Consider the following 12,837-nt stretch of genomic DNA (forward strand, 5'->3'; position numbering starts at 1 on the left):
GTATGATACGCCTCTATGATTTCCGGCTTTCGGGCAGCTGTCACAAAGTACGACTGTTACTGTCCATGCTGCAGCGGGATCACCAGATCATCGACGTAGACCTGCTGAACGGAGACCAAAACCAGAGCGCGTTTTTGCAGGTCAATCCGCTGAACAAGGTACCAGTTCTGGACGATGATGGGTTCATCCTGCGCGACAGTACTGCCATCATGGTCTATCTGGCGCAGAAATACGGCGCAGGCGAATGGGCCCCGACCACACCGAAGGAACACGGCGACATACAGCAATGGTTGTCGTTTTCTGTGAATGAAATCTTCCACGGCGTTGCGATGGCCCGGGCGATTGTTCTGTTTGAGCGCGACACCGATCTGGCCGAGCCGCAGGCGCTTGGGCAGAAATCTCTGAAGATCATGGAGCAACACTTGTCAGACCATCGCTGGCTGGCCTGCGACCGTCCCACCCTCGCAGATCTGGCCTGCTATCCCTACATAGCTTTGGCGTATCAGGGTGGAATATCGATGTCTCCATACCCGGCGGTGCGCGCGTGGATCGCGCGTGTTGAGGCTTTGCCTGGTTATGTCCCGATGCCGGGTTTGCCGGCACCGGGTTAGGGGCAATCGGGGCTATGCTCTGATCTGAACCATGCCGTTTTCGATCCGGGACTCAAACACTTTCATCGGCCGCGTCGCAGGCGCTGAAACCGGGCGCCCGTCTCGCACATCAAAGGCGCCCTGATGCAGGGGGCACTCGATGACATAGCCATCGAAATACCCGTCACACAGATCCGCGCCGCCATGATTGCACAGCGCTAGTGAGGCATAGACACCACCGGGCGTGTCGTAGATTGCGATAATACGTGATCCGAGTTCGACCCGTGTGACCCAATTTTTTTCCAACCGAGCAGCCTCGATCACGTCTTTCCACGGTTTTACATCTGTCATGGATCACGCCTCCTCCTTGTGCCGGATCTGACGCAGGATTTCGCGGTGGGCAGCCAGATAGCCGCCGGGCTCGATATGGATGTGGTCTTTCAGCTTCTCATGCAGGCGCGGGAGCGCGTGAAACGGGACCGAAGCAACATAGTGATGTTCCGCGTGGTAATTCATGTTCCAGCACAGAAAGGACCACGGTGCCGAAACCAGATTGGTGCGCGTATTTTCTGACATCTGCGCGACGGTAGGGCGTCCGACATGTTCGGTCATCCGGATGAAGCGCATCACCGGCTCGCCCAGAAACAGGGGGATGAACCAGTACCAGATCAGCCCCCACCAGCCCGTGATGGCCATTCCCAGAACGATCGCCGCATAAATAGCCAGCATTCTGCGGGCATCGCGATATACGGCCTGATGTTCGACTTTCGGAATGAACCGCAACTCGGTCTCACTGAGATTGCCGCTGGCGTGGCGAAACAGCTCCGTGAATTTGCCGCGCCAATAGGGCAGGGCGGACAGATAAAGCAGATATTCCTCCATTGTTTCGGGCAGAGGGATCAATTCGGGGTCTTCCCCGGTCAGTTGCGTATAGGTGTGATGATCGCAATGCTCGTAGCGAAAGAACCGATGTGGCAGAATGATGATGAGGCCGCAGATCTGACCTACCAAGTCATTCAGCCAACGGGTTCGGAACACTGTATAGTGCACGCATTCATGCTGTAGTGAGAAATGGTGCACCAGAACGATGCCTTGCAGGAACATTGCGGGCCAGATTAGCCAGCTGTTCCAGGTAAGGGTGACAAGGGTAGTTGTACCAGCCAGCACCAGTACCCAAAGCGCCAGATGGCGCAGGCCGGGGCCGTCGGACCGTTGCATGAGTCCTTTCAGTTCTTCACGCGTGAGCTTGCCTTCGGCCAGTGCCTGAGACAGGGGCGTAACGATTGCTTGTGACATGTGAGTTCCACATTTTTGCCGGTGCGGGGGCCGTGCCCTCATCGCATGTACCGGCACCGGAGACGGGAGTGCTCCGCACCATAGGACCTTGTCAAGTGGACCTATTGCAATCAGTTTAGCGCGATGGCACGCGTTCGATCAAGCGGGAAGGCTCAGCCAGTGCGGCGTAGACCGATATCCAGATCGGGGTCGGCGAACAGGGCAGCCGCGCAGGGGTGTTTGTCCAAAATGGTGGCTCCGCCGGGCAGACGGTCGGCGTGGAAAGCCCCGTTTTCCCAGTAGGTCACACCGTCGATTACGATCGTCGGATCAAACACGTTCCAGCTGATTTCGCCTGGGGCATAAGCACCGCAGGTGTGGAAGTGCAGAATACGCGGATTGCCGAAAGCGGACCCGCCCCAACGCTCGAAATTCTCGCGCATGTCCCATGGGTAGCCGCAGCCCGGGTGGATGCCCGCATGCCAGGAATGCACGAAGTTGCGGTCGATGCCAAACTGACCCGCGACCCGGTCATAATGAGCCTCGGCCCGCGCGGCGTCGGCAGGATCGCCATCAAACCCTGTCAGACGCCCGTTTTCCAGCATCGCAAACACCGGTCTTTCGAACTCTACTGTATAATCATCATAGTATTTTGATCCGGTGCCCGTCAGAAATTTCAACGCCACCCGGCCCGAAAAGCTGTGTGCCGGGACTGGCGTGAATACCGACATGGGGAAGCGTAGGATCGACGTATCGCCTGTCGTATCCAGGTTCATCTCAGGCCGCCCCTGAAAGTTCGTACCCAGAGGGCAGGTGACTCGCACGTCGGCGGCCCTGTTCAGAACGCCATTGATCCCAGCCTTGATGTCGAGGAAGGCATCGTGATGCCCGTTGGAAAAACCAGAGCCAAAAAGCTCGCGGCTCAGGGCGAAACTGACGATGATCTTCTTGCCCTGCGGCATTTCCGAGAACCGGAGTTGATCCCCGAGACGGGCCAGAAACAGGATAATATCGGCGGTTTCGAACCGCGCCAGGAGGTCGGTGGAAAGGTGTGGATTGTCCGGATTAAAACCCACATCCACTGCATCAACCGACAGCCCCATGGATCGCGCGGCATGCGTGACGATTTGGACACTATCCGCATCGAAATAGCCATGTTCGGGAGGTTCATAAGCGATCAACAACCGGTCGCCTGCCGTTGCGTGGGCGCAATTAGTCAATAGATTTCGCGCGCCGCGCTCGGGTGTGATGTCCGACATTCGCGTCTCCTATGGGTTCCGGTCAGTATAGATTAGGCTCGGGTTGAGCGCCTAATCTATTTGAAAGTGATTATGCCTGACATTAGGGTGACTAATATGATCGTAAACCTGCCCTATTCCGCCCTGCGCGCCTTCGAGGCAGTTGTCCGGCATTCCGGCTTTTCCCCTGCTGCAGCTGAGCTGGGCGTCAGCCAAAGCGCGGTCAGTCAGCATGTGCGGGCGCTTGAGGAATGGCTTGGTCGCGATCTGCTGGTACGTGGCGCGAGGTCATCGCGCCCGACCCGCGAAGGAGAGCTGCTGGCACTGGCCATTTCTGAAGGGTTGGGGCGTATTTCGGACGTTTGTACCCAGTTGAGGGACAAGACCCGCACCGACAGGACCATCGTGATTTCATGTCTGCCGGGTTTTGCGTTCAACTGGTTGTTTCCGCGCCTTTTAAACTTTGATCTTGCTCATCCGGACCTGTCGATTTCCATTGCTACGGATACCGGGCAATATCCGTTTTCAGGGGCGGATGCGGATATCGGTATTCGCTATGGACTGGGTGATTATCCTGGCTATCAGGTCGATCTTCTGATGACTGAGCAACTGTTTCCGGTCTGCGCTCCTTCTTTGATACCAAGTTTGCGTGGCGTCGAAGATCTGGCGCAACACACGATGCTGGTGGATGAGAACCTGCATCATGGGCCCGCAAGTCCAACGTGGGATTTCTGGGCGCGGCAATGCGGACTGACGCTACCGTGGCCCTTGCGAACACGGAGGTTTGGGCAATCCAATTTGGTTGTTCAGGCGGCCATCGAGGGGCTTGGTGTCGCTTTAGGGCGGGAACCTCTGGTCATCGACACGCTGTGCGACGGACGTTTGGTGCGACCAGTTCCGGAGCTGACGCAATCTCCGTTATCTTATTGGCTGGTTCGACCCCATGAAACTAAGGACAGCCCGAAAGTCGGTGAGTTTCTGAACTGGATCCGTGCCGAGGTTGAGGCGCAGCCGGACATTCCGCCAGCCGCGGGCGCCGGGAATTAGCCTGACTTATACGAGTCATTACCATTCCAGCATGGTGCAAGATCGGCTTGCCGCCCATACTTGCACAAGCCATCTGACAATCTGGAGAGCATTCCAATGTATCTGAGAAACTGCTGGTATGTCGCCGCCTGGAGCAAAGATATCGGTCGCGAGCTGAAGGCCGAGACGTTTCTGGGCGAGAATATCGTGCTTTACCGGCAGGAGGATGGCCGGCCAGTCGCGTTGGAGGATGCTTGCCCGCACCGCAAGCTGCCTTTGTCCAAGGGCAACCTGATCGGGGACGTCGTGGAATGTGGCTATCACGGGCTTAAATTTGACTGCACGGGCAAGTGCACAGACAGCCCGACGCAGCGCGGAATGACCCCGCGGCGGGCGGTGGTTAGATCATATCCGGTTGTGGATCGGTATCGGTTCCTTTGGATATGGATGGGCGATCCGGAACTGGCAGATCCTGACAAGATTTTCCCGATCGAGAATTTTGACGATGACAGCTGGGGCAAGACCGACGGTGGGGTATTGGATATCGACTGCCATTACCTGTGGGTCTGCGACAACCTGCTTGATCCCAGCCATGTCGCCTGGGTGCATGTATCTTCTTTTGCAGGCGCTGGAACGGATGAAGAGCCGCTGAACGTCGAGCGGACTGACCGTGGCGTCGTCGTCTCGCGCTGGATCGCGAACAAACCGCCATCGCCCTATTACGCCAAACTGGTGGCATTTGACGGCGATTGCGACAGGCTGCAGCATTATGAGATGTGCATGCCCGCGATCGGGCTGAACAAATCCATCTATACGCCGGTCGGGACCGGCGGGTATGACAAGCAACCCATTGCTGAAACGTTCATCAATATCTCCTATAATTTCATGACCCCAATCGATGAAGACCGCACCAGATACTTCTGGTTTCAGCACCGAAATTCCGATCCCGAAAATGCGGAAGTGTCCAAATTCATGAATGACGGTGCGCGCATGGCCTTTCTTGAGGACAAGGACGTTCTGGAAGAAGTCCACAAGGGTATGAAGTACGCCAAGACGCCCAATATCGATCTCGGGTTGGATGCGGGCGCCAAACTGTTTCGCAAAACGCTTGATCGCGCGATCGAAGCCGAAACCACCCCTGTGAGTACAACAGTTCCGGCTTGAGGCGCCTTCTGGGAAGGTTACACACGTAGTGTCAATAGATCGGGTTATTTGAAGTTGACCCCGCCCTGCCGACCTAATTTTTGGCAAGAAGGGCGGAGTTTGCCACTTGCTTGTTACGACGCTCTGTAGATCACTGGAAACCGGCCCCCGGCGAAGGGCGCACCGGGGCGCAAGCTGTCGTCGTGAAGCCATTCGGTGACAGTATCGCGGGGCTCATAGCTTGCGCCGTCCACAGCGAACCGGATCGCATAGCCGCGTCTGCGCCGGGTTGAGGTGCGGTTGCCCATCGCTGAATGTACAATCATACCGTCAAATGCCAGCGCATCACCGGGTTTCATTTTCGGGTAGTGAAAGATGTCGTAGTCGGCGCGGTTCATCTCGAAATCGGGCATGTCGATATAGTCTGGGTTGTCCACTTCCAGATAATGCAAAAAGCCCCCAAGTTGGTCTGTTTTGAAGGGCCGGTATTTGGCGCCCCAAGCATGCGAGCCTCTTACGAACTCCAACGCACCGTTGTCGGGGTCCACGGGGTCCAGCGCAATCCACATGGTCATGATCGGGCCTGAGACCGGCCAATAGGGTTGGTCCGTATGCCAGCCCGTTTGTGTTCTTGTGCCCGGTTCTTTGGCAAATATCTGGTCGTAGATCAGCGAGGTCCAGGGGCTGTTCGCTACCTCTGCCACACGCTGCCCAATATCAGAATTCAGGCAATAGTCTTGAAACACGCCAGGATTTTCACGCATGTTTTTGTAAGCAAAGTAACGGTCGCCTTTGGCAACTTCGTCATCGACAGCCTGGCGCAGCTTACTCAGCCAATCCTGTGACAGCACTTGTTTCAGCAGCACGACTCCGTCGCGCGCATAGGTATTCCGAACGGTTTTCAGGTCAGGTGTTTGTGTCATGTAACGTCCATTTCTGTCACCTCATTCACAGAGGCGGTTGCAGAGGGCAGGCGCGTTGCGCCCGGTTTTTCTGGCGTTACGAGGCGGGTGAACTGCGGCAGTTTATGATGAAGCAGGGCCAAAGCGACCGGGCCGACCATTTGCCGGCGAGACGTCGATGGAACTGTTCCACGCGAAAGCTCATTGCGTCACCTTTCTCCGATACCTTAGCCGCAATTTCCGCATTGGAATAGAACCCGTGGCGAGTTGTTTTGCATGTCGATAAATCTATTGACTAAATGTGCACAGTGATAAATATTATTACCATCATGCAAAATTATTCTGTTTTCTCGCTCGCCCGTAATGCGCTAACCGGGCACCGGAACTGGCCGCAGGTCTGGCGCAGCCCGCCGCTGAAAGACCGCTATGATGTCGTCGTGATCGGGGCAGGGGGTCACGGGCTGGCAACTGCCTATTATCTGGCCAAGGAATTTGGCATCACCAATGTCGCCGTGTTGGAACGCGGCTGGCTGGGCGGCGGCAACATCGCGCGAAATACGGTGACCATTCGGTCGAATTACATGAGGGATGAGTCAATCCCGTTCTATGTCAAATCCGTCGCCATGTACGAAGGTCTCACGGACGAGTTGAATTTCAACATGATGCATTCCAAACGAACCATGGTCGATGTGGTTCAGACCTGGCCCAAGCTACGCGAGCTTCGGCGGCGGCAGTTGGTGATGGACATCTACGGCTCGACCTACGAACAGATCACAACCGAAGAATTGCGCCGCCGCATTCCTGCGTTGACTGGCGGCGGCCCAGATGCACGACTGCCTGTGATCTGCGGCATGGTTCATACGGATGCGGGCGTGAACAGGCATGATGCGGTGGCCTGGGGCTATGCCCGCGCGGCTGATGCGCGCGGGATTGAGATTCATCAGCAAACAGCGGTGCAATCCCTGCTACGCGGGGCGGATGGGTCCATCGAAGGGGTCGAGACCAACCGGGGCACAGTTCGCGCAAAGAAAGTGGTCGTGGCAGTCTCAGGCCATACAACGACGCTGACCGAAACTGCAGGCCTCAAACTGCCGCTGCGGACGATGAACCTGACGGCCTTTGTGTCTGAGCCGGTCAAGCCGCTGGTTGATGTGATCGTGAACTGTCCGGACAGCGGGTTCTATTTCAGCCAGTCCGACAAAGGTGAGATGGTCATCGGCGGCGCGCCCGATATGGGGCAGAGCTTCCGTCGAGACATAAAGCAACATGTATTCGAGGATACCGTGACTGCGATGCTGTCGCTGTTCCCCAGTTTCAAGAAGCTCAAACTGATGCGGCAGTGGGGCGGGCATCTGGATATTGCCCATGATGCCTCACCCATCATGGATCAGACAGATGTGCCGGGCCTGTTTGTCACCGCCGGATGGTGGGGTGGGTATAAGGCTATCCCTGCGGGCGGGCTGACGCTGGCGCATCTGGTGGCCAAAGGTGAACCGCACCCGCTGATGGCACCCTTCACACTGGGCAGGTTCCGGCATCTGGATTTCGTAATGGAAGCCGGAACCACCACTGCGCGATAGGAAAGGACAGGATCATGATGCTTATAACCTGCCCGTTCTGTGGCAAGCGCAATGAAAGCGAATTTATCCATGGTGGCCCGGTAGGGGCGGTCCGCCCAGAACCCAATGCCGTCAGCGATGAGGAATGGGTCGAGTATCTGACGGTGACGCCGAATCCATTGGGTCCGGTTCAGGAGAAATGGTGGCACGCACGGGGATGCGGTGAATGGTTCACCATCTGGCGTGATACACGGACCCATGACATTGTGGAGGCACCCGATGGCACAACGTAACCGCCGCGCCTCGGGCGGGCGCATCGACCGAAACCGCCCTTTGCATTTCACCTTCAATGGCAAACCCTATGAAGGGTTTGAGGGCGATACGTTGGCCTCGGCCCTACTGGCCAACGGTATTCGTGTCACCGCCCGCAGTTTTAAGTATCACCGCCCGCGCGGTATTATGGGGCACGGGGTCGAAGAACCTGCGACTCTGGTGGAGCTGGACGGCGAGGATGCCTCGGGCAACCGTCCCGCGACCACGGTGCCGCTTCGGGACGGGCTCAGCGCACGTTCGGTCAATTGCTGGCCATCGCCCGAGTTCGATCTTGGCGGGGTCAATCAGTTGCTCTCGCGGTTTATCCCCGCAGGGTTTTACTACAAGACGTTCAAATGGCCGAACTGGCATCTGTTCGAACCTTCGATCCGCCGGGCTGCAGGGTTGGCGGCAGCACCCGAAAGCCCCCCGGCTTCAGGCCATTTCGAGGCCCGAAACGCCCATGCCGATGTGCTGATCGCGGGGGCGGGCCCAGCCGGACTGCAAGCGGCGCTTGAGGCTGGTCGCGCCGGAAAACGCGTGTTTTTGGCCGATGAGGGCGCCGAGGCGGGCGGTAGTTTATTGAACCGCAACCTGTATATCGGTGGGCAGTCAGCCGTGGACTGGGTCGCGGATGCGGTGGCTGAGCTGCGTGGGATGGAGAATGTCACCCATCTGCAGAATGCAACCGTCTGGGCCTATCGCGAGCACAATCTGATGATCGTGAACGAACGCGAACCCGAATTGGACGGAGTTCTGGAACGCAGCTGGCGCGTGCGGGCGGGGGAAGTTGTGATTGCAACCGGGGCCACCGAACGAGCCATGGTCTTTGGTGACAATGATCGACCCGGTGTCATGCTGGCCTCGTCGGTGCAGGCCTATGTCAATCGCTGGGGCGTTACGCCCGGGCAGCGTGTGGTGCTGTTTACCAACAACAACAGTGTTTATGCCGTGGCGGCCGATCTGGCAGCAGCCGGTATGCAGGTTGAGGCCATCCTCGATTGTCGCAAAACCGTTCCACCTGAAGCTATGAAGCTGGTGCCGGATATTCCGGTTCATGCCGCAACCGTTGCTGGTGACGTACGCGGGCGCAAAGGCGTGCGCGCAGTCAAAGCCGTTCCCGTGACCGGAGGAGCGGGTCGCTGGATCGACTGTGATGTGCTGGGTTGTTCCGGCGGTTGGAACCCGACCGTTCATCTTTGGTCGCAATCCCGCAGCACGTTGCGATTTGATGAGGATCTGGCAGCCTTCGTTCCTGACCAGGCGGTTCAGAATTGTCGCGCTGTGGGTGCAGCGGCTGGTGATCTGACGCTGGATAGGATTGTTGGTGGCGGCGAAGACCTGGCCTACGCGATCGAACCTCTCTGGCGGGTCAACGTGCCGGGACAGCGCGGGAAGGCTTTTCTGGACGTGCAGAACGATGTCTCGGTCAGCGATGTGCATCTGGCCCTGCGCGAAGGCTATGACAATGTGGAACATGTCAAGCGCTACACGACCGGCGGCATGGGGGTCGATCAGGGCAAGACCGGCAATATCAACATCATTGGCACTGTTGCGATGCAAAAGGGCGTGCCGCTGCAAGAGGTTGGAACAACCACCTTTCGATCCCCCTACACGCCTGTTTCGTTTGGTGCGATTGGCGGATTACGGGAAGGCTGGCGGCTATTCCCCTATCGCCATACCCCTGTAACCCAATGGAATAAGGACAGCGGCGCTGTAATGTATGAAGCCGGCGCGCGCTGGCGGCGTCCGGGCTATTTCCCAAAACCGGGTGAAGGCCTGCAAGAGGCGGTAAACCGCGAATGCCGCGCTGTTCGTGAAGGCGTCGGTGTCTATGACGGATCGCCTCTTGGCACGTTTGAACTGAAGGGGCGGGACGTTCCGAAATTCCTAGATTTCATCTACTCCAACCTTATGTCCACGCTGAAACCGGGTGACGGACGCTATGGGCTGATGTTGTCTGAAGATGGTTTAATCCTGGACGATGGCGTGGCCTTCCGGCTCGATGAGCACCGCTGGATGATTTCAACCTCGACTGGTCACGCGGATGCGGTGAACCAGCATATGGAAAAACTGCTGCAAACCGAATTCCCCGACTGGCAGGTTCTGATCACCACTGTCACCAGCCAGTGGAATAATGCCACTATCTGTGGTCCCAAGGCGCGTGAAGTTTTGCAGGCGGTAGGCTCGGATATCGACCTCGCGCCCGAGGCGTTCCCTTTCATGTCCTTCCGCGAAGGCACCGTCGCTGGTTTCCCTGCGCGGGTGGTGCGGGTCAGCTTCACCGGTGAACTGTCCTATGAGGTCAACGTAGCCCCGCGCCACATGGCGGCCCTTTGGGACAAGGTGATGGAGGTTGGTGCGCCCTTTGGCATCCTGCCTGTGGGTTCGGAATCCAGCCATGTGCTGCGGGTCGAAAAAGGGTTCCTGTCGTTAGGGCATGAGGTCGATGGCACGGTCGATGCCTATGATCTGGGAATGGGATGGGCGATGTCCAAGAAGAAACCTGACTATCTGGGCAAACGCTCGGTCCAGCTGCGCAGGTCAGGCGGCGGTACCCGGCGCGAGCTGGTCGGAATTCTGGCGGATGATCCGAACCGGCAAATCCCCGAAGGTGCGCCACTGACGCCCGGAGGTCGGAAAGAAGCCACCGACGGGTTGGTCACTGCCTGTGTATGGAGCGTGGTAAACAACCGCTGGGTTGGGCTGGCGTTGCTGGAAGATGGCCACGCGCGGCAGGGCGAAACCGCCCACGTCCGGCTGAAGGATGACGTGATCCCGGTCACGGTCACGAAACCGGTCTTTCACGACCCCGAAGGTAAATTGCTGAGGTCCTGAGATGAGTTATGACGTCACAATTGAACGGTGCGGCCTGATGGCTCTGTTCGACCTCAAAGGCGCGCCTGACGCGGTATCGAAATGGGCTGGGGACGCTTTACTTAGTTTGCCGTACCGCCCTAACAGCCGAACAGAAAAGGATGGCATCGAACTGTTTCACATCGGTCGTGACCACTGGATCACCCGCGCCCCACTGGCGCAGGAAGACGCGATGGAAGCCCGGCTGAAGCCCACGGACTGCCCGGCTGATATCAGTATAGTTCGGGTCTCGGACACGATGACCTTCTTTCGCTTAGTCGGCCACGATGCAGGTCAGGTGATGTCAATTGCCTGCCCGATGGATCTGCATGACAGCGTGTTCGGGACGGACGCGGTTTCCTATACCGAAGTATTTGGCCTCAAGGCTTTGGTGATGCGGTGCCAGGATGGTATTGAGTTCGCAGTCGAACAAAGTTTTGCGGATATGGTCGAAGACTATCTGATCCGCGCAACGGCTTGAGGGGAAGATCGGCATGGTTCGAACGCACATCCACAAGTACCAGACGCGCTATCACGCGAAAGCAACTTATTCCAAGGCGATCCGCGCCCGGGGTGACTTTGTTTTCATGCAGGGACAGGTTGGCACTCTGATGGATGGCACACTGGTTGGCGAAGGCGACCCGGGCGCGCAGGCAGATCAGGCCTGCCGCAACATCCAGCGCTGGATGGAAGAGGCCGGGGGAAGCTTGACCGATGTTTGCAAGTTGACAGTCTACGTCACCGATATTTCATACCGTCCAGCCGTTTACGAGGCGATCAATCGCTGGTTCGAAGGTGTTCATCACTGTTCGACAGGCGTGGTTGTGCAGGGGCTGGCCGATCCGTCGCTTTTGGTCGAGATCGACGCGATGGCTGTCATCGATGATGATGCTGATACCCGCGGCTGAAGCATTCGGGTCTATCCGACATCGCATTGCGTAGAAACGCCAGTCATGACAGTGTCCGGTCGAGCCGGCCCGGTTTTGTCTGCGAATTGTAATGCTTTCGACACTCACCTCGATACTGCCGATCTTTTTGATCATTGCGCTGGGCTTGGCCCTGCGCAAAGGCGGCATTCCCAGTACGGATTTCTGGAACCTGAATGACAAGCTTGTCTATTGGGTTCTGATGCCATGCCTTCTGTTCAGTAAAATTTCCCTGTCGCCGTTGGACAAGTCGGCGCTGGGCCTTTACTCGGTCGCCATTCTGGGTGGGTTCGTTGTGGCGCTTCTGTTTGCGCTTCTTAGTGCCCGTTTGATGGGTTTTGCGCCGCCGCAGGCCACCTCGATCCTGCAAGGCAGTGCGCGACATAACTCATTCATCGGACTTGCGCTGGCTGCCAACTTGTATGGGCCAGCGGGGCTGGATATCGCGATTCTGGCGACCGCAATTCTCGTGCCCACCACCAATATTGTTATGGTGGTTCTGATGGTTGGTGCGCTCAAAGGCGATCGGACCAACAGCCTGGCCGTTGCAATCCTGCGGGAACTCGCGCGCAACCCATATGTGATTTCGATCTTTCTGGCGGTCTGTGCCAACCAGTTGATCGGTGACAGGATAGCGGTCGTGCATGATGTGACGGATGTTCTGGGTGCAGGCGCTTTGCCGATCACATTGCTGGCTGTCGGTGCAAATCTGAGAGTCCGGGCAATGGCCGCAAGTGCGCTGCCCTTAATTCTGGCCTTCACGGGCAAGATGATTGTCTTCCCTCTGGCAGTTCTGGTGATCGGACTGCTGGTGGGGTTGCCGCGGGAGGTTCTGCAGATCGCCGTCGTCTACTCGGTGGTGCCGGCCGGTGCGTCTTCGTACACGCTGGCCAAGCACTTGGGTGGAGACGCGCCGCTGATGGCGGCCATTGTCACGTTGCAGACGTTGATAGCAGCCGTCAGCATTCCCGTATCACTTGCTTTGCTGTTGCCGATAATTCCTTAGGCGA

Annotated in this window: 13 protein-coding genes; 9 read left to right on the forward strand and 4 right to left on the reverse strand. The window is 57.5% G+C overall.

The window, feature by feature from the left end; all coding sequences use genetic code 11:
- Nucleotides 1-2: 2 nt before the first annotated feature.
- Nucleotides 3-611 carry a glutathione S-transferase family protein gene (locus AC2FFH_RS20410; protein WP_496780761.1) on the forward strand — a complete coding sequence of 203 codons (609 nt, stop codon included), beginning with the start codon at nucleotides 3-5 and terminating at the stop codon, nucleotides 609-611.
- A gap of 12 nt (nucleotides 612-623) precedes the next feature.
- Here AC2FFH_RS20410 and AC2FFH_RS20415 read toward each other — a convergent pair whose 3' ends face one another.
- The 3 genes from AC2FFH_RS20415 to AC2FFH_RS20425 form a co-directional block, all read right to left on the reverse strand.
- Entirely contained in the window at nucleotides 624-941 is a 318-nt protein-coding gene (locus AC2FFH_RS20415; RefSeq protein WP_496845209.1) for a non-heme iron oxygenase ferredoxin subunit, read from the reverse strand.
- Between the two features lie 3 nt (nucleotides 942-944).
- Nucleotides 945-1,886 carry a fatty acid desaturase family protein gene (locus AC2FFH_RS20420; protein WP_496845210.1) on the reverse strand — a complete coding sequence of 314 codons (942 nt, stop codon included), beginning with the start codon at nucleotides 1,884-1,886 and terminating at the stop codon, nucleotides 945-947.
- A 152-nt stretch (nucleotides 1,887-2,038) separates the two neighbouring features.
- On the reverse strand, nucleotides 2,039-3,124 hold the full coding sequence (locus AC2FFH_RS20425) for a hypothetical protein (RefSeq protein ID WP_496845211.1): 1,086 nt from the start codon (nucleotides 3,122-3,124) through the stop codon (nucleotides 2,039-2,041).
- A gap of 96 nt (nucleotides 3,125-3,220) precedes the next feature.
- Between AC2FFH_RS20425 and AC2FFH_RS20430 the strand changes: the two genes are divergently transcribed.
- Together AC2FFH_RS20430 and AC2FFH_RS20435 are read left to right on the forward strand one after the other, a co-directional pair.
- Nucleotides 3,221-4,150, forward strand: a complete 930-nt coding sequence (locus AC2FFH_RS20430) for a LysR substrate-binding domain-containing protein (protein ID WP_496845212.1) — start codon at nucleotides 3,221-3,223, stop codon at nucleotides 4,148-4,150.
- Between the two features lie 96 nt (nucleotides 4,151-4,246).
- Nucleotides 4,247-5,293: an aromatic ring-hydroxylating dioxygenase subunit alpha gene (locus AC2FFH_RS20435; RefSeq protein ID WP_496845213.1), complete on the forward strand. Its 1,047-nt coding sequence runs from the start codon at nucleotides 4,247-4,249 to the stop codon at nucleotides 5,291-5,293.
- A gap of 113 nt (nucleotides 5,294-5,406) precedes the next feature.
- Here AC2FFH_RS20435 and AC2FFH_RS20440 read toward each other — a convergent pair whose 3' ends face one another.
- Nucleotides 5,407-6,195, reverse strand: a complete 789-nt coding sequence (locus AC2FFH_RS20440; RefSeq protein WP_496741013.1) for a phytanoyl-CoA dioxygenase family protein — start codon at nucleotides 6,193-6,195, stop codon at nucleotides 5,407-5,409.
- 308 nt (nucleotides 6,196-6,503) lie between these two features.
- On the opposite strand from AC2FFH_RS20440, the gene AC2FFH_RS20445 reads away from it, so the two are divergent.
- From AC2FFH_RS20445 to AC2FFH_RS20470, 6 genes are all read left to right on the forward strand, one after another.
- The gene (locus AC2FFH_RS20445; RefSeq protein WP_496725722.1) at nucleotides 6,504-7,754 is read left to right on the forward strand and encodes an FAD-dependent oxidoreductase; all 1,251 of its coding nucleotides are present in this window, start codon (nucleotides 6,504-6,506) and stop codon (nucleotides 7,752-7,754) included.
- Between the two features lie 14 nt (nucleotides 7,755-7,768).
- Nucleotides 7,769-8,026, forward strand: a complete 258-nt coding sequence (locus AC2FFH_RS20450) for a sarcosine oxidase subunit delta (protein WP_496845214.1) — start codon at nucleotides 7,769-7,771, stop codon at nucleotides 8,024-8,026.
- Complete coding sequence (locus AC2FFH_RS20455) at nucleotides 8,013-10,883, forward strand: 2Fe-2S iron-sulfur cluster-binding protein (protein WP_496845215.1); 2,871 nt, start codon at nucleotides 8,013-8,015, stop codon at nucleotides 10,881-10,883. The genes AC2FFH_RS20450 and AC2FFH_RS20455 overlap by 14 nt, the downstream gene beginning before the upstream one ends.
- 1 nt (nucleotide 10,884) lies before the next feature.
- Nucleotides 10,885-11,382: a sarcosine oxidase subunit gamma family protein gene (locus AC2FFH_RS20460; protein WP_496780754.1), complete on the forward strand. Its 498-nt coding sequence runs from the start codon at nucleotides 10,885-10,887 to the stop codon at nucleotides 11,380-11,382.
- Between the two features lie 13 nt (nucleotides 11,383-11,395).
- Complete coding sequence (locus AC2FFH_RS20465; protein ID WP_496780753.1) at nucleotides 11,396-11,809, forward strand: RidA family protein; 414 nt, start codon at nucleotides 11,396-11,398, stop codon at nucleotides 11,807-11,809.
- Nucleotides 11,810-11,900: 91 nt separating this feature from the next.
- Entirely contained in the window at nucleotides 11,901-12,833 is a 933-nt protein-coding gene (locus AC2FFH_RS20470) for an AEC family transporter (protein ID WP_496780752.1), read from the forward strand.
- The last annotated feature ends 4 nt before the right edge of the window (nucleotides 12,834-12,837 follow it).

Source organism: Ruegeria sp. YTSC003 (assembly GCF_059609785.1).